The organism is Rhodococcus sp. 114MFTsu3.1, from assembly GCF_000383555.1.
Taxonomy (GTDB): domain Bacteria; phylum Actinomycetota; class Actinomycetes; order Mycobacteriales; family Mycobacteriaceae; genus Rhodococcoides; species Rhodococcoides fascians_E.
The window spans coordinates 101,432-118,315 of record NZ_KB911552.1 but is presented as its reverse complement, the minus strand read 5'-3'; the positions used below and the strand labels follow the sequence as shown (position 1 = coordinate 118,315).

Here is a 16,884-nt window from a genome sequence, read left to right as displayed (position 1 = left end):
GGTGATGCGGCTGAATCTGATGCCGGTTGGTTCCCCACTCGGCATGAGCACTTGCCGCGTCGCACCGGCGGCGTGGCCGATATCGGGAGGTACGCGTGACGACCCCTTCACAAGCTTCGGTTTTCTTCGACGAGAAGCCTTCGGACGAGTCCACCAAGACCCATGCCGACGTTGTGGTCAAAGGCCGCAACGTCGAGATCCCAGACCATTTCCGGATCTACGTATCCGAAAAACTCGCCAGGCTCGAACGTTTCGACCCCTCCATCTACCTGTTCGACGTCGAACTCCAACACGAGCGAAATCGCCGACAGGCCAAGGCATGTCAGCGCGTGGAAATCACCGCGAAGGGCAAGGGCCCCGTGGTTCGTGCCGAGGCATGTGCCGACAGTTTCTATGCAGCCCTGGAATCGGTGACCTCGAAACTGGAAAGCAGGCTGCGTCGCACGAAGGACCGTCGCAAGGTCCACTACGGAGAGAAGCGTCCCGTCTCGGTGGCCGAGGCCACCGCCGAACTCGCCGAGGACGACGATCTGGCGATCGACCCGGACATCAAACTCGACACGTTCGAGGACGAGCCGTCGGGCCCCGGTCAGATCGTGCGCACCAAGGTTCACTCCGCAGCCCCGATGAGTGTGGACGACGCACTCTACGAAATGGAACTCGTCGGCCACGACTTCTTCCTGTTCCACGATTCCGCGACCGACAGACCGTCGGTGGTGTATCGCCGTCACGCGTTCGACTACGGGTTGATCAGGCTCACGTGAGCTGAGAATTACGTAGGAACACCCTGAGACGAAGCAGGCCTCACCCGGAAAACACCAGGTGGGGCCTGCTTTGGTACGTGGGTCTGTGGGCCCTGACGGTCCAGCGCCTACCATGGTTGCGTCAGGTCGCATCGGCAGGTCGCATCACCAGAGCTCGTCGCGACGTCGGAGGGGCCTGCACCGCCAACCTGTCGACCGAATACAAGTAACCGAGGATCGAGGACGAGAAAGCCCGTGCCTTCGCTGTCGTTTTCCAAGCTGCTCCGTGTCGGTGAGGGTCGCATGGTCAAGCGACTCAAGAACATCGCCGACCACGTGTCCACCCTGTCACCGGACGTCGAGGGCTTGTCCGACGACGAGCTCAGGGCCAAGACCGTCGAATTCAAGGAGCGCTACGCCAAGGGCGAAACGCTCGACGAACTCCTGCCCGAGGCCTTCGCCGTTGCGCGCGAAGCATCGTGGCGCGTCTTGAGCCAGCGGCACTTCGACGTCCAGGTGATGGGCGGAGCGGCCCTGCACTTCGGCAACGTCGCGGAGATGAAGACCGGTGAAGGCAAGACCCTGACCTGCGTCCTCCCGGCATACCTCAACGCGCTGTCCGGTGACGGAGTGCACGTCGTCACCGTCAACGACTACCTCGCCAAGCGCGACTCGGAGTGGATGGGACGAGTTCACCGTTTCCTCGGCCTCGAGACCGACGTGATCCTGTCCGGCATGACCCCGGCCGAGCGTCGTACCGCGTATGCCGCCGACATCACGTACGGAACCAACAACGAGTTCGGCTTCGACTACCTGCGCGACAACATGACGCACTCGCTCGACGATCTGGTCCAGCGGGGGCACAACTTCGCCGTGGTCGACGAGGTCGACTCGATCCTGATCGACGAGGCCCGCACGCCACTGATCATCTCGGGCCCGGCCGACGCGTCGTCCAAGTGGTACGGCGAGTTCGCCCGCATCGCACCGTTGCTGAAGAACGACGTCCACTACGAGGTGGACATCAAGAAGCGCACGGTCGGTGTGCACGAGGCAGGCGTGGAGCTGGTCGAGGATCAGCTCGGCATCGACAACCTCTACGAGGCCGCCAACTCGCCGTTGGTGAACTACCTCAACAACTCGATCAAGGCCAAGGAGCTCTACACCAAGGACAAGGACTACATCGTCCGCGACGGTGAGGTCATCATCGTCGACGAGTTCACCGGTCGTATCCTCGTCGGCCGCCGGTACAACGAGGGCATGCACCAGGCCATCGAGGCCAAGGAGAAGGTGGAGATCAAGGCCGAGAACCAGACTCTCGCCACGATCACGCTGCAGAACTACTTCCGGCTCTACGACAAGTTGTCCGGCATGACCGGTACCGCGCAGACCGAGGCCGCGGAGCTGCACCAGACCTACGGCCTCGGTGTGATCCCGATCCCGACCAACCGCCCCATGGTGCGGGTGGACAACGGCGACCTCATCTACAAGACAGAGGAAGCCAAGTTCGACGCCGTCGTCGACGACGTCGTCGAGCGACACGGCAAAGGTCAGCCCGTGCTGATCGGTACGACGAGCGTCGAGCGTTCGGAGTACCTGTCCAAGCAGTTCACCAAGCGCGGCGTCGTCCACAGCGTGCTGAACGCCAAGTTCCACGAGCAGGAAGCGACGATCGTCGCCGAGGCCGGTCGCCACGGCGCCGTCACGGTCGCCACCAACATGGCAGGGCGTGGTACCGACGTCGTGCTCGGCGGTAACCCGGACATCATCACCGACGTGCAGCTCCGCAAGCAGGGCCTCGATCCCGTCGAGACGCCCGATGAGTACCAGGCAGCGTGGGACTCCGCTCTCGAAACGGTGAAGGCTCAGGTCAAGGCCGACGCCGAGACCGTGCGCGCCGCCGGCGGCCTGTACGTCCTCGGCACCGAGCGTCACGACTCACGCCGTATCGACAACCAGCTCCGTGGTCGATCCGGTCGTCAGGGTGACCCGGGCGAATCGCGCTTCTACCTGTCGCTCGGTGACGAATTGATGCGCCGGTTCAACGGTGGTGCGCTCGAGTCGATCATGACCCGGCTCAACCTCCCGGACGACGTTCCCATCGAAGCCAAGATGGTGTCGAAGGCGATCAAGAGTGCGCAGACCCAGGTCGAGCAGCAGAACTTCGAGATCCGCAAGAACGTCTTGAAGTACGACGAGGTGATGAACCAGCAGCGCACCGTCATCTACGAGGAGCGGCGTCGCATCCTCGAGGGCGCTGACATGGAGGGCCAGGTCGAAAGCATGATCACCGACGTGATCACTGCCTACGTCAACGGCGCGACCGCCGAGGGCTACGTCGAGGACTGGGATCTCGAGCAGCTGTGGACAGCGCTGAAGACGCTCTATCCGGTGGGTCTCGACCACAAGGAGCTCTCGCACGAGAACGAATTCGGTGAGAAGAGCGACCTGACCCGCGAAGAACTCCTCGAAGCACTGCTGGCCGACGCGCGCGCCGCGTACGCCACCAGAGAGAAGAGCATCGAAGAGGTGGCGGGCGATAATGGTATGCGTGAGCTCGAACGCCGTGTGCTGCTGTCCGTCCTCGACCGCAAGTGGCGTGAACACCTTTACGAGATGGACTATCTGAAGGAAGGCATCGGCCTGCGAGCGATGGCACAGCGTGACCCGCTGGTCGAGTACCAGCGCGAAGGCTATGACATGTTCCGAGGCATGCTCGAAGGACTCAAGGAGGAGTCCGTCGGATTCCTGTTCAACCTTCAGGTCGAGGCCACACCTGCCCCAGCCGGTCCGGCCGTCGGTGCCGGCCTCGCGGTCGCACCGGGACTCGCCTCGCCCGTCGGAACTCGGGCAGCGAACACCGGCACGGCCCCGGCAGCGTCGGCTGTCGCGGGCGCGGCTCCGGCGTCGGCGGGTCAGCCCGCGCCGGCCCGTCCGGAACCGAAGAAGGAGGCGCCTGCCGCCCCCGTTCCGTCGGCCTTGCGCGCGAAGGGCCTGGACGACCGCACCGAGGAGCGTCTGACGTTCTCCGGTCCGGACGAAGACGGAGGGACCGCAGTTCGCCGGTCCGGTGTCGCGACGGCACCCAACTCGTCGGGCGGCGACGCCGCGGCGCAGGGAACGCGTCGGGAACGCCGCGAAGCCGCTCGGGCACAGTCGAAGACGTCCAAGCCGGCGCGGTCCAAGAAGAAGCGCTAGGGGTCTCGGTCACGTCGCTGCACGGCATCAGACGACGCGCAGCGACGTGACTGTCCACCCGGTGTACTTGAGGCTGCGCCGGTACTCGAGGCGGGCCGCGACCGCGAACACCCGCGTCCCGCGCGTGTAGGTTCCGAACACTTCCGTCGCGTTGCGTGCGGCGTGCGTGACGTGAATGCGACGCAGGCTGGCCGCCCCCAGCCGTCGACCCGGTGGTTCGGTGCGTGCGATCGTCCGCACCGATTCCACGACGTTCGGGGCGAACAGCTGTCCCATCTTCTCGGGCGGCCGTCGTCGATCCAGGACCTCCAGCAGCAACCGAACTGCCTGCTCGGCGCCGCGGCGAGCATCGTCGGACACCGGATTCTCGCTGTCCACCACCAACGGGCCGATGCGCGATCCGCGTGCGGCGGCAGGTCCGGAACCTTCGGGGTGCTCGTGGTGTCCGACGCTGCGCGGGAACGGGCGTCGGCGACGGGTCGGCCTGCTGCAGGCAGCAGGGACGGCCTGACTGTCCGTCACCGGCCCGTCGTTCGCACGTGCGCTGTCCGTCGGCGGTTCGAATGCTGTGGCGCGGGCGATGTACGCGAACCGGCGTGCATCCGACATGGCGTTCATTCTCGGTCCCTCCGGCGGATTCGGCCTCTTGGTAATTCAGACGGAACCGAGGCGCAGTCGGTTCCATCGAACGTCGGCCGAATGGCTGTAGCCTGTGGGTTCGTCTAGGTTCGAGTACGACGAACCACCTCGCTCGACGAGTGGTGATCGGCACGGTGTGGCTAAGGATTGGGGAACCGGTACCCGCGATGGCGAACAGACTGACAACTCAGGATGCGTCGTTCTACTTCCTCGAGGCCAGCAGTACACCGATGCATCTCGGTTCTCTCGCGGTGTTTCGCACGCCTCGCAACGGTTTTCGCTACGAGGACCTGCTGTCGCTGGTGGAGCAGCGCCTCGCTCTGGTGCCGCGGTACCGACAGAAGGTTCGGGAAGTTGCGTTCGGCCTGGCCCGGCCGGTGTGGGTGGACGACGGCGAGTTCGACATCACGTATCACATTCGCCGCTCGGCCCTACCGAAGCCGGGATCGGACGAGCAACTTCACGATCTGGTGGCGCGGCTGACGTCGCGGCCCCTGGACCGCACTCGGCCCCTGTGGGAGATGTACCTGGTCGAGGGTTTGAGCAAGAACCGGTTCGCGATCTTCACGAAGTCGCACTCGGCGCTCGTCGACGGTGAGAAGGCGCTCGAGATCGGCCAGGTCATTCTGGATGCAACCAAGAGCCCGCCCGCGATGGCGGAGGAATTGTGGATGCCTGCGCGCGAACCCAAGGAATCCGCGCTGGTGATCGACGCCATCACGGAACTGATCGCCTCCCCGAGCGAGGGAGTCGAGATCTTGCGTGGTGCCGCGGCCGGGGTGGCCGGAATCGCCGGGGGAGCGCTCGGCGCAGCGGGAAAGGTGCTGTCCGTCGTTCGGACCGCCGCCCAGACCGCGCCGACGAGCCCCCTGAACGCCCCCATCTCGAGGAACCGACGTTTCGCGGTCGCGAAGACCGAACTGACCGACTACCGCAAGATTCACACACGTTTCGACTGCTCGATCAACGACGTCGTGTTGGCCGTCGTGACCGGAGCTCTCCGCAACTGGCTGCTGTCGCGGGGCGAGCCCGTCACGGCGTCGTCGACCGTGCGCGCGATGGTTCCGATGTCGGTCTACGTCGCCGAGGATCCGTCGGGTTACGAGCGCGCGGACCGGCTGACGGGAGACCACGACCCGGAGATGCCGCCCCGCAGCGAGGTGTCGTCGTTCCTGATCGACCTGCCGGTGGGTGAGCTGAACGCGGTGGTGCGGTTGTCGCACATCGCGCACGCCACCGAGGCGCACGCCAAACAGTCTCCGGGGGTCACCGCGGACACGTTGATGCGGATCTCGGGGTTCGCGCCCGCCAGTCTGCACGCGATGGGTGCCCGGGCGGGCAGCAGGCTGTCGAGGCGCCTGTTCAATCTGATCGTCACCAATGCCCCGGGTCCACAGTTCCCTCTGTACGTGGGAGGTGCCCGTATGTTGGAGATGTTCCCCGTGTCGCCGCTGTTCGAGAACCAGGCTCTCAGTATCGGTTTGACGTCGTACGACGGATTCGTGTGCTTCGGCCTGAACGCCGATCGTGGCGCGATGCCCGACGTCGACGTCATCACCGTCCTGTTGCGCGAGGCGCTCGAAGAGCTCGTCGACGCCAGCAACGAATCGAGAGTGTGAGGTACGCGTGAGGGTCTATGTTCCGGCGACGGTCGCCATGTTGCGGACGCTGGTGGCCGACGGTGAGTTCCATCCGGTCAGTCGTACCGCGTTCGCGGTGACCCCCACCCTCCGTGAGGCCTATTCGTCGGGAGACGACGAGGAGCTGGCCGAGGTCGCGATGAACGAAGCGGCGAGGGCGTCACTGCGTCTGGTCGGTGCAGCACTGGAAGACGAGGGCGACGGTGTCGTCGACGGCTCGGTCGTGTTCCGGCGTGCGGTGATCGCCGCGGACGTGGAGGATCCGACGCTTCGGCCGGACCTGGACGACGCCGTCGTTCGGTTGAAGGAGCCGCTTCGGATGAGCGAGGTCGCGTCGGTCCACGTCGACCTCGAAGGCGCCGAGTCCGCTGTCGAGAAGGCGGTCGGGGTCGTGGATGCGGCGGACATGGGCGATCCGGACGCCGAGTTCGTCCTCGGTGATGCCGAGGATCACGCCCTCGCGTGGTACGCGACGCAGGAGCTGCCGTTCCTGTTGGAGTTTCTGTAGAAGTCGAACGCCCCAGTAACCTACGGTAGCGTAACCTTGATATGGGCCTGTTCGCGCCAGCTGGTCCAGCACGTCAGCGTTGTCTCTGTCTCGAACGAGGGGTAAGTACTTTCCGATGGATCTCAAGAAGTGGCTGGAAGCTCCCGCCGCGGGTGTATCTGCTCCCAAGCGTCCGAAGCTCAACATGTTGCGTGGCGCGATCACGCGCATCACCACACCATTGCTACCCGACGACTACCTGCACCTCGCCAACCCGTTGTGGTCGGCGCGTGAGCTGCGCGGTCGGATCGTTCGGGTGGAGCAGGAGACCGCAACGGCGGTCACTCTGGTCATCCAGCCTGGATGGGGATTCAACTTCGACTACCAGCCCGGGCAGTACATCGGGATCGGATTGCACCTCGGCGGGCGCTGGCACTGGCGCTCGTATTCGCTCACGTCCGCACCCAACTGGGACGAGAAACTGATCTCGATCACGGTGAAGGCGATGCCGGAGGGCTTCCTCTCCAGCCACCTCGTCGGCGGCGTGCCCCAGGGCACCATCGTTCGGCTGGCCGCTCCGAAGGGCAATTTCGCGCTCCCGACGCCGCCGCCGGAGAAGATTCTGTTCATCACGGCAGGCAGCGGCATCACACCCATCATCTCCATGCTCCGTACCCTGGACAGGCACGGAGACATGCCGGACACGGTGCACATTCATTCGGCACCCACCGAGGACGAAGTGATGTTCTCCGACGAGCTCGCATCGCTGGCGACCGGTCATCCGCAGTTCACCTCGCACGTGCAGTTGACCAGATCGGACGGCAAGTTCGCGTTGGCGTCGCTCGATGAGCTCTACCCGGACTGGCGCGAGCGTCAGACGTGGGCGTGTGGGCCGTCCGGCTTGCTCGAGGAGATCGAGCGAGTGTGGAAGTCGGAGGGAATCGAGGACAGACTGCACCTCGAACGCTTCGAGATCGCCCGGGCCGACACGTCCGGCAAGGGCGGCAAGGTGACCTTCTCCAAGTCGGACCGGTCCGTCGAGGTCGACGGTGCCACGAGCTTGTTGGAGGCAGGGGAGGGTCTGGGTGTGCAGATGCCCTTCGGGTGCCGGATGGGTATCTGTCAGACGTGTGTCGTGCCGTTGACGGCCGGGCACGTCATCGACTTGCGCTCGGGCAAGGAGCACGGTGAAGGCGACCGTATCCAGACCTGCATTTCGGCGGCTGCAGGCGACTGCACACTCGAGCTCTGACCGGCCGAGACGCGGTGTGAGCGTGCTCCAACCCACACGGACTTCTCAGTAAGTTCGGCTACCCTTGCACTGGCGCACAGAGGCGAAAACGCATTTCGGGCCCGCGCCCACGACTTTCGGAGGACCACGGTGGCCATCACGGACATCAAAGAGTTCGCACACCTGACCGAAGAGGACATGGAAGCCTTCGGCAGAGAATTGGACGCGGTCCGCCGCGACATCGAGGATTCGCGCGGCGAGAAGGATGCCGCGTACATCCGTCGGACCATCAAGCTGCAGCGCTGTCTCGAGTTCGGCAGCCGAATCGTGCTGTTGGGCAGCAAATACCGTCCAGCGTGGCTTGTGGGTACCGCGATGTTGAGCGTTGCGAAGATCATCGAGAACATGGAGCTCGGGCACAATGTGATGCACGGGCAGTGGGACTGGATGAACGACCCGGAGATCCATTCGGTGTCGTGGGAATGGGACCAGACGGGCCCGTCGGAGCAGTGGAAGCGCGCGCACAACTACTCCCATCACACCTACACCAACATCGTCGGCATGGACGACGACATCGGCTTCGGCATTCTCCGTATGACTCGCGACGAAGCGTGGAAGCCGATCAACCTCTTGCAGCCGATTGCCAACGTCCTCCTGGCGGCGACGTTCGAGTGGGGCATCGCTCTGCACGACTTGGACGCGCAGAAGGAACTGGACGGCGAGCACGAGAAAGAGTTCTGGAAGTCTCCGTCCAATCGTGCGTTCGCTCGCAAGATCGCCCGTCAGGTCGGCAAGGATTTCGTTCTGTTCCCCGCGTTGACCGGTCCTGCGTGGAAGAGCACTCTGACCGCCAACGCGACGGCAAATCTCGTCCGAAACCTGTGGGCCTACGCGGTCATCTTCTGCGGCCATTTCCCCGACGGTGCAGAGAAGTTCACCATCGGTCAGTTCGAGACGGAGACGCGCGCGGAGTGGTACCTGCGTCAGATGCTCGGCAGCGCCAACTTCGACGCCGGCAAGGTCATGGCGTTCATGAGCGGCAACCTGTGCTACCAGATCGAGCACCACATGTTCCCGGACCTGCCCAGCAACCGGTACGAGGAGATTTCCGAGAAGGTGCATGCGCTGTGCGAGAAGTACGACCTTCCGTACACCACCGGGTCGCTCGGGAAGCAGTACCTGCTGGCGCTGCGTACCATTCACAAGCTGTCGCTTCCTGATCAGTGGTTGCGTGCCACGTCGGACAATGCGCCCGAGACCAGTTCAGAGCGTCGGTTCAGGGCGGGTGACGAGCCGACGGTGCATGCGCTCCGAATCGATCCACTGACCGGTAAGCGTCGCGGTCTCCGTTCGGCCATTGCAGAAGCGCGGGTCACACTGCGGAACGCGAAGAAAGAAGCCAAGCGACAGGCCAAGGCTCTCCGTCAGGCGCAGAAGTCGCGCGTGAAGTCTCTCACACCTACGGGGTCGTAACCTACGCTCCCGTAAGTTACGGTACGTTAGTGGTGAACGTGCACGACGTGCATCACCGACGACTGCCAGGAGGGCCGTAACCCGTGGCGATTTCGGACATCAAGGAATACGCGCATCTGACCGATGCGGACGTGGAGGCGCTCGGCGTCGAGCTGGATGCAATCCGCCGTGACATCGAGGCGTCTCGCGGAGAACGCGACGCACGGTACATCCGCAACACCATTCGGCTGCAGCGCACCCTGGAGATCGGTGGCCGTGCCGTCCTCTTCGCAAGCCGCAAGCGCCCGGCCTGGTTGCTCGGGACAGGCATGCTCGGCGCCGCCAAGATCATCGAGAACATGGAGCTCGGGCACAACGTGATGCACGGGCAGTGGGACTGGATGAACGATCCGGAAATCCACTCCACGTCGTGGGAGTGGGACAACACCGGGCCGTCGGCGCACTGGAAGCAGACGCACAACTACATCCATCACAAGTACACCAACGTGCTCGGAATGGACGACGACGTCGGCTACGGACTTCTCCGTGTCACGCGCGACCAGCGGTGGAAGCCCTTCAACCTCGGCAACCCGGTCTACAACCTGCTTCTGCAGCTCTTCTTCGAATACGGCGTCGCCGCACAGCATCTCGAACTCGGCAAGGTCGCCAAGGGCCGCGTCGAGCGCGAGGAGTTCGAGCGCAAGCGTCGAGAGGTCCTCGAGAAGATCGGCAAGCAGATCGCCAAGGACTACGTGGTCTACCCGGCCCTCACCGGTCCGGCGTGGAAGAGCACGCTGACGGCCAACATCGTCGCCAACATGATCCGCAACGTCTGGACCAACACGGTCATCTTCTGCGGGCACTTCCCGGACGGTGCGGAGAAGTTCACGAAGTCGGACATGGAGGGCGAGACGCAGGGGCAGTGGTACCTGCGGCAGATGCTCGGCAGCGCGAACTTCGAGGCAGGCCCCGTCATGGAGTTCATGAGCGGCAACCTCTGCTACCAGATCGAGCATCACCTGTTCCCGGATCTGCCCAGTAATCGCCTGCGCGAGATCAAGTTCCGAGTTCTGGAACTCGCCGAGAAGTACGACCTGCCCTACACCACCGGCTCGATCGGCAAGCAGTACCTGCTGTCCTGGCGAACCATCGCCAAGCTCTCGCTGCCCAACAAGTACCTCAAGGCAACCGCGGACGATGCGCCGGAGACGGCGTCGGAGCGCAAGTTCGCCGACGAGTCTCGCGGGCTGCTGACCGTCGATCCGGTCACCGGAAAACGCCGCGGATTGCGCACGGCCATCGCGGAATCGAAGAAGAAGAAAGGCATTCGCGGCCTCGTCGCGAAGTTGTCCGCCTAGGACCGTACAAGCACGGACTGGTGACCTCGTGGGTAACTGCACTCGCGGGGTCACCAGTTCTCGTTGGTGCGCACGGCTTCCAGCAGTAGACGGACCGCAGCGACGCGTCTCGCTGCATCGCCGGTCAACGTATCGAGCGCGCACTCCGGGTCCGCCGGAGGACCGAGGTGAGTACACCCACGCGGGCAGTCATCGATGGCGTCCGCCAGGTCGGAGAACGCGGCCACCACGTTCTCCGGTGAAATGTGCGCGAGCCCGAAGGATCGAATGCCAGGGGTGTCCACCACCCACCCGCCTCCCGGCAACGGAAGTGCAATCGACTGCGTCGACGTGTGACGGCCCTTGCCGACACCGGACACCGTGCCGGTTGCGCGCTTCGCGTCGGGCACCAACCTGTTCACCAACGTCGATTTCCCGACGCCGGAGTGGCCGATGAGTGCCGTGACGCTGTCGGTCAGCCGTGCGGTGAGGTCGGTCAGATCTTCGCTCTGCCCGGCCAGCACCACCGGGACGTCGAGGTCGGCGAACGCCGAGGCGAACTCGTGTGGGTCGGCCAGGTCGCTCTTGGTCAGGCAGAGAACAGGTTTCAGACCGCCGACGTATGCGGCGACGAGCGCACGCTCGACGAATCCGGTGCGCGGCGGAGGGTCGGCCAGTGCGGCGACGATCAACAGTTGTTCGGCATTGGCGACCACGACACGTTCGTACGGATCGGTGTCGTCGGCAGTACGGCGAAGCACGGTCCGGCGCTCGGACACCCGAACGATGCGAGCCAACGTGTCCACCTTGCCGGACAGGTCTCCCACTATGTCGACATCGTCTCCGACGACGATGGGTGTGCGACCCAGTTCGCGTGCGCGCATGGTGACGACCGGCCGGGACGGGTCCCCTCCGAGAACGCATCCCCACCGGCCGCGGTCCACGGACACGACCATTCCCGACTGGGCATCGGCATGGTCGGGACGCGTCTTCGTCCGGGGGCGTGAGCTCTTGCCTGGGCGGATGCGGACGTCCGACTCGTCGTAGCGGCGACTCAGGACGAAACACCTTCGGTGGTCGGCCGTGTCCCTCGCCCCGCGAGCGGCGAGTCTCCCAGCATCGAGGCCCACAGATTTTCGAAACCTGGGAGGGTTTTCGCGGTAGTTCCGATGTCGTCGACTTCCACTCCGGGGACCACCAGTCCGAGAATTGCTCCTGCCGTTGCCATCCGGTGGTCCGCGTACGCTCGCCACACCCCGCCGTGCAGGGCCGCGGGTGCGATGTCCAGACCGTCGTCGGTCTCGGTCGCGTTCCCGCCCAGTCGGCGGATCTCCGCGACAAGTGCTGCGAGACGGTCGGTTTCGTGTCCGCGCAGGTGAGCGATTCCGCGTAGGTGCGATGGGCCGTCCGCAAGCGCGGCGAGAGCCGCCACCGTGGGTGTGAGCTCGCCGACGTCGTGCAGGTCGATGTCGACTCCGGTCGATGTCGCCCCGCCTCGCACCTCGAGGGTTCCGTTCTCGAGGGTTACCGTGGCGCCCATGGATTCGAGAATTCCTCGGATGGCATCACCCGGTTGCGTCGTCGACGACGGCCAGTTCGGAACCCGTACGACACCTCCGGTCACCGCCGCCGCGGCCAGGAACGGTGTCGCGTTCGACAGGTCGGGTTCGACCACCCACGACACGGCGTCGACCGGGCCGGGATGCACGCGCCAGGTGTCCGCGTCGCCGCTGTCGGCCGGAGTGCTCACCTGCACACCTGCGCGCCGGAGCATCTCGACCGTCATGTCGATGTGCGGCATCGACGGTACGGGCTTTCCAGTGTGGTGAATGGTGATGCCGTCGTCGAACGCGGCTGCGCTGAGCATCAGCCCGGACACGAACTGCGAAGAACCCGAGGCGTCGATGTCGACGGCCCCGCCCCGCAGAGTGCCGGACCCGGTGACGGTGAACGGCAGCGAATCCCCGGCCACGTCGGCTCCCAGGTGGCGTAGCGCGCCCAGAATGGTGTCCAGCGGCCGGGTCCGTGCCTGCTCGTCACCGTCGAAACGCACCACACCGTCCGCCAGGGCGGCAAGAGGCGGAACGAACCGCATCACCGTTCCGGCGAGCCCGCAATCGATCGATCCGCCGCGCAGGGCGCCGGGAGTGACCGTCAGAGACGTCGGATCGGCCGGGTCGATCGTGATACCGACTCCGAGTTGCTGCAACGCGGCGATCATCAGGTCGGTGTCACGGCTGCGCAGGGCCGCTGTGACCGTCGACTGTCCGCCTGCCAGTGCGGAGATGATCAACGCGCGATTGGTGATGGACTTGGAACCGGGCAGCGTGACGGTCGCGTCGACGGGGGCTGTGGAGAGCGGTGCGGTCCAGTTGGTCACCACACCATCTTTGCGCATCGGCGCTCAGCTGGTGGCGACGGGCGCCGTCACGGCCCGCGCGAGCCGGACGAGGTCCTTCGGGTCGAGCTCGATCTCGAACCCTCGTCTGCCTCCGCTGCAGAGAATTCGGTCCCAGGCCAGGGCAGATTCGTCGACGACGGTCGCGAGCGCTCGTTTCTGGCCGAGTGGGGAGACGCCGCCGAAGACGTACCCGGTCGATTTCTCCGCCTCCGCTCGGTCTGCCAGCACGATCTTTCTGGTACCGAGGGCCGAGGCTGCGGCTTTGAGGGAGAGTGTCGCCGTGACGGGCAGAACCGCCACCGCGAGTGTGTTGTCGGAACGCCTGAGCACCAACGTCTTGAAGATCTGGTCGGCGACGACACCGAGACGTTCGGTGAGGACGTCCGCCGCTTCCGTGCCGAACGATTCCGACCTCGGGTCGTGGTCGTAGGTGTGCACCGAGTGCTCGACCTTCTCCGCGATCAACAGAGCGACGGCAGGTGTGGAGGCGGCGGGCCGGTGCGCTGAGGGCATCGGATCACTGTAGCCAGACCGGCGCCTGGAATGACCGGGGTGAAGCCGGTGTTGAAGAGCCAAGAGGTACGCAAGGCAAGAGGAAGGGATCTGCTGTGGCAGTGACGACGACCGAGCGCCCGCTCCGGTCCGCTCCGAGTTCGAGTGCGATCTACGTGAAGGCGCTGCCTTCTCCCGCTGTAACCTGGTCGGATATGGCTACCGAAGGGATCAGCGTGGAGGAAGTCGAGCGCCCAGCTCAGGCGGAGGCCGAGGCACCGGTGGAGTCGGCGGCGGACCTGACCGAGCGGTTCGAGCGCGACGCACTGCCGATGCTGGATCAGCTCTACGGCGCGGCACTGCGGATGACGCGGAACCCGGCCGACGCCGAGGACCTGGTCCAGGAGACGTACATCAAGGCGTACTCCGCATTCCGCTCGTTTCGTGAGGGAACGAACCTCAAGGCGTGGCTGTACCGGATCCTGACCAACACGTACATCAACTCGTACCGAAAGAAGCAGCGCCAACCCGCGCAGTACCCGACGGACGAGATCACGGATTGGCAGCTGGCCGCAACGGCCGAGCACACGTCGACGGGACTGCGTTCCGCCGAGGTCGAAGCTCTCGATGCGCTGCCCGACGACGACATCAAGGCCGCGCTTCAGTCGCTGCCCGAGGAATTTCGTATGGCGGTGTACTACGCCGATGTCGAAGGTTTTCCGTACAAGGAGATCGCCGACATCATGGGCACGCCCATCGGCACCGTCATGTCCCGGCTGCACCGAGGACGTAAACAGCTCCGAGGCCTGCTGTCGGACGTGGCACGTGAACGTGGTTTCAATCGCAACGGTGCGGTCGACGCGCACGAGCAGGAGGTCTCGAAGTGACATCGGATGCGAACGACGAAGCCGAACAGAATCGGCAGTTCGAGGCGTTGGACTGCTCCGCGGTCATCGCCGACGTGTGGCTGATGCTCGACAACGAGTGCGACGAAGGCAGCCGGGCTCGGCTTCAACGTCACATCGACGAGTGTGGATCATGCTTTGCCGCGTACGGCATCGAAGAGAAGGTCAAGAGTCTGATCAGTCGCAAGTGCGGTGGTGACCAGGCGCCCGCCGGTCTGCGGGAGCGCCTGAGCATCGAGATAAGGCGAACCGTGCTGATCAAGCACACCGAGCAGGAGTGACGACGCCGGGGTAGATCCGGCCGAGGTACGACGAAGGCCGGGAAGCATCGCGCTTCCCGGCCTTCGTCGTGTGATGAGGCAAATCGTCAGCTGTTCGGACGTTTGCCGTGGTTTGCCTTGTTGTTCTTGCGACTGCGCTTCTTGCGCCCACGCTTACCCATGATGAGCTCCTCTCTACTGGTTCACTACAGTCTTTCACGAGTGGTCGGCCGCCCTGTCACGGGTGCCGGAACCACAGGCGAAACCGCCCGTGAACGAGAGGATGCCAAATGGCCGAGGACGTGCGCGCGGAAATGGTGTCGACCGTGTTCCAGATCGTGGTCACCGAGGGGGACGAGGTGGCGGTCGGGGACACTCTCGTCGTTCTCGAATCGATGAAGATGGAAATTCCGGTGCTCGCCGAGTCAGCCGGCGTGGTCAGCACCATTGCCGTCACCGTGGGCGACGTCATCAAGCAGGGCGACCTGATCGCTGTGGTCTCCTAGACTCTCACCGCCTCGCACCCGCCCACAATCGCGACGGAGCCGTCACCGTGTCGACACTGAGCGACCTGCTCGCCGAACACACCGATCTGACCGGAGAAGCTGTCGATCACCTGCAACGGGTGGTCGGGGAGTGGCAGCTCCTCGCGGATCTGTCGTTCGCGGACCTTCTTCTCTGGGTCGGAACCGACGACGTGGATGCGAGCCCGGACGCCAAGATCCTGTGCGTCGCGCAGTGCCGACCGACGACCGCACCGACGGTGTTCACCGAGGACATGGTCGGCGCCGTCGTCTCGGAGTCCCAGCACCCGACGGTCATGGACTCGCTGGTCACCCGCGACATCGTCAGCAGTGGTTCCAACACCGACAGCGTGCCGGTGCGGTGCGGCGACCACGTCATCGCGATTCTCACTCGCGACGCCAACCCGACGCGGCAGCGGACGGCAGGCGCGCTCGAGGTCGCATACCGGGGCTGCGCCGACGATCTGTGCCGGATGATCAGCGAGGGGACATTTCCCAGCCCCGTGGAACGCACCGACGTCAACTCCTCACCGCGTGCAGGCGACGGCTTCATCAGGGTCGACACCGACGGCCGCGTCGTCTATGCCAGTCCGAACGCACTGTCCGCCTATCACCGGATGGGCTTGGCGACCGACCTGTCCGGGACGGATCTGGCGTCGGTGACGCGGTCGTTGATCACCGATCCGTTCGATTCCCAGGAGATCGCCGACCACATTCGTGCGTCGCTGTCGGGAAGCGAGGGATACCGGATGGAAGCCGACGCGCGCGGTGCGACGGTGTTGATCAGAACTCTGTCGCTTCGGCCGCGTGGTGAGTCGGTGGGGGCCATCGTGCTGGTGCGGGACGTGACCGAGGTCAAGCGCCGAGACCGTGCGCTGCTCAGCAAGGACGCGACCATCCGCGAGATCCATCACCGGGTGAAGAACAATCTGCAGACCGTCGCCGCTTTGCTTCGCCTGCAGTCACGGCGATTGGAGAACGAGGAAGCGCGCGTGGCGTTGTCGGAGTCGGTTCGACGGGTGACGTCCATCGCGCTGGTGCACGAAATGCTGTCCATGTCGGTGGACGAGGAAATCGACCTCGACGAGATCGTCGACCGGCTGGTCCCGATCATGCTCGACGTCGCCACGGTCAACCCGCGCGTCCGCGTCGCGCGGGAAGGTAAGTTGGGCGTCTTCTCCGCCGAGCGGGCCACACCACTGGTGATGGTGTTGACCGAACTGGTGCAGAACGCCATGGAACACGGATTCGACGCCGGCACCGCGGGTGTCGTCCGCATCTCGGCCGACCGATCCGCGCGGTGGCTCGACGTCGTCATCCACGACGACGGGCGTGGTTTGCCCTCAGGGTTCTCGTTGGAGAAGTCCGAGGGTCTGGGCCTGCAGATCGTCCGTACGTTGGTGTCCGTCGAACTGGGTGGCTCCCTCGGGCTCCATCCATCGCCTCGCGGGGGCACGGACGCCTCCCTCCGCGTCCCGCTCGGGCGTCGCTCGCCCCGAACCTGAACAGCTGAGCGCCGGACGTCTGGGCATCGGACAGCAAAAAACCCGGGCTCCGTCGTGGAGTCACCGGGTTCTG

The 16,884-nt window shown here is 64.8% G+C and carries 16 protein-coding genes; 11 read left to right on the top strand and 5 right to left on the bottom strand.

The genetic code is table 11. The features are described 5' to 3' along the window. The first annotated feature begins 95 nt into the window (after positions 1–95). Both hpf and secA read left to right on the top strand, forming a co-directional pair. Positions 96–764 carry a ribosome hibernation-promoting factor, HPF/YfiA family gene (hpf, locus tag H292_RS0116730; RefSeq protein WP_019666115.1) on the top strand — a complete coding sequence of 223 codons (669 nt, stop codon included), beginning with the start codon at positions 96–98 and terminating at the stop codon, positions 762–764. A gap of 234 nt (positions 765–998) precedes the next feature. Further along, positions 999–3,938, top strand: a complete 2,940-nt coding sequence (gene secA / locus H292_RS0116725; RefSeq protein WP_019666114.1) for a preprotein translocase subunit SecA — start codon at positions 999–1,001, stop codon at positions 3,936–3,938. Between the two features lie 27 nt (positions 3,939–3,965). On the opposite strand, the gene H292_RS0116720 is transcribed toward secA, so the two are convergent. Then, positions 3,966–4,547: an Rv3235 family protein gene (locus H292_RS0116720; protein WP_019666113.1), complete on the bottom strand. Its 582-nt coding sequence runs from the start codon at positions 4,545–4,547 to the stop codon at positions 3,966–3,968. Between the two features lie 197 nt (positions 4,548–4,744). On the opposite strand from H292_RS0116720, the gene H292_RS0116710 reads away from it, so the two are divergent. The 5 genes from H292_RS0116710 (at position 4,745) to H292_RS0116690 (ending at position 10,745) form a co-directional block, all read left to right on the top strand. Further along, the gene (locus H292_RS0116710) at positions 4,745–6,196 is read left to right on the top strand and encodes a WS/DGAT/MGAT family O-acyltransferase (protein ID WP_026347949.1); all 1,452 of its coding nucleotides are present in this window, start codon (positions 4,745–4,747) and stop codon (positions 6,194–6,196) included. 7 nt (positions 6,197–6,203) lie between these two features. Next, entirely contained in the window at positions 6,204–6,725 is a 522-nt protein-coding gene (locus H292_RS0116705) for a DUF6912 family protein (protein WP_019666110.1), read from the top strand. Positions 6,726–6,840: 115 nt separating this feature from the next. Beyond that, positions 6,841–7,956, top strand: a complete 1,116-nt coding sequence (locus H292_RS0116700) for a ferredoxin reductase (RefSeq protein WP_019666109.1) — start codon at positions 6,841–6,843, stop codon at positions 7,954–7,956. A 129-nt stretch (positions 7,957–8,085) separates the two neighbouring features. Beyond that, positions 8,086–9,408 carry a fatty acid desaturase family protein gene (locus H292_RS27200; RefSeq protein ID WP_020112114.1) on the top strand — a complete coding sequence of 441 codons (1,323 nt, stop codon included), beginning with the start codon at positions 8,086–8,088 and terminating at the stop codon, positions 9,406–9,408. 83 nt (positions 9,409–9,491) lie between these two features. Beyond that, positions 9,492–10,745, top strand: coding sequence for a fatty acid desaturase family protein (locus tag H292_RS0116690; protein ID WP_020112113.1), 1,254 nt, complete (start codon positions 9,492–9,494; stop codon positions 10,743–10,745). A 50-nt stretch (positions 10,746–10,795) separates the two neighbouring features. On the opposite strand, the gene rsgA is transcribed toward H292_RS0116690, so the two are convergent. The 3 genes from rsgA to ybaK form a co-directional block, all read right to left on the bottom strand. After that, positions 10,796–11,674: a ribosome small subunit-dependent GTPase A gene (gene rsgA, locus H292_RS0116685; protein WP_231383863.1), complete on the bottom strand. Its 879-nt coding sequence runs from the start codon at positions 11,672–11,674 to the stop codon at positions 10,796–10,798. Positions 11,675–11,778: 104 nt separating this feature from the next. Next, positions 11,779–13,122 carry a 3-phosphoshikimate 1-carboxyvinyltransferase gene (gene aroA, locus H292_RS0116680; protein WP_196248741.1) on the bottom strand — a complete coding sequence of 448 codons (1,344 nt, stop codon included), beginning with the start codon at positions 13,120–13,122 and terminating at the stop codon, positions 11,779–11,781. 6 nt (positions 13,123–13,128) lie between these two features. Further along, positions 13,129–13,638 (bottom strand): Cys-tRNA(Pro) deacylase, encoded by a 510-nt coding sequence (gene ybaK / locus H292_RS0116675; protein ID WP_020112111.1) that lies wholly within the window; start codon positions 13,636–13,638, stop codon positions 13,129–13,131. Between the two features lie 194 nt (positions 13,639–13,832). On the opposite strand from ybaK, the gene H292_RS0116670 reads away from it, so the two are divergent. Both H292_RS0116670 and rsrA read left to right on the top strand, forming a co-directional pair. Continuing rightward, on the top strand, positions 13,833–14,504 hold the full coding sequence (locus H292_RS0116670) for a sigma-70 family RNA polymerase sigma factor (protein ID WP_019666103.1): 672 nt from the start codon (positions 13,833–13,835) through the stop codon (positions 14,502–14,504). Then, positions 14,501–14,803, top strand: coding sequence for a mycothiol system anti-sigma-R factor (gene rsrA, locus H292_RS0116665; RefSeq protein WP_020112110.1), 303 nt, complete (start codon positions 14,501–14,503; stop codon positions 14,801–14,803). Before H292_RS0116670 ends, rsrA begins: the two co-directional genes overlap by 4 nt. Before the next feature lie 86 nt (positions 14,804–14,889). Here rsrA and H292_RS28880 read toward each other — a convergent pair whose 3' ends face one another. Further along, positions 14,890–14,964, bottom strand: a complete 75-nt coding sequence (locus tag H292_RS28880) for a 50S ribosomal protein bL37 (protein ID WP_099052202.1) — start codon at positions 14,962–14,964, stop codon at positions 14,890–14,892. 108 nt (positions 14,965–15,072) lie between these two features. On the opposite strand from H292_RS28880, the gene H292_RS0116660 reads away from it, so the two are divergent. Beyond that, positions 15,073–15,288: a biotin/lipoyl-binding carrier protein gene (locus H292_RS0116660; protein WP_019666101.1), complete on the top strand. Its 216-nt coding sequence runs from the start codon at positions 15,073–15,075 to the stop codon at positions 15,286–15,288. A 47-nt stretch (positions 15,289–15,335) separates the two neighbouring features. Beyond that, positions 15,336–16,811 carry a sensor histidine kinase gene (locus tag H292_RS0116655; protein WP_020112109.1) on the top strand — a complete coding sequence of 492 codons (1,476 nt, stop codon included), beginning with the start codon at positions 15,336–15,338 and terminating at the stop codon, positions 16,809–16,811. The last annotated feature ends 73 nt before the right edge of the window (positions 16,812–16,884 follow it).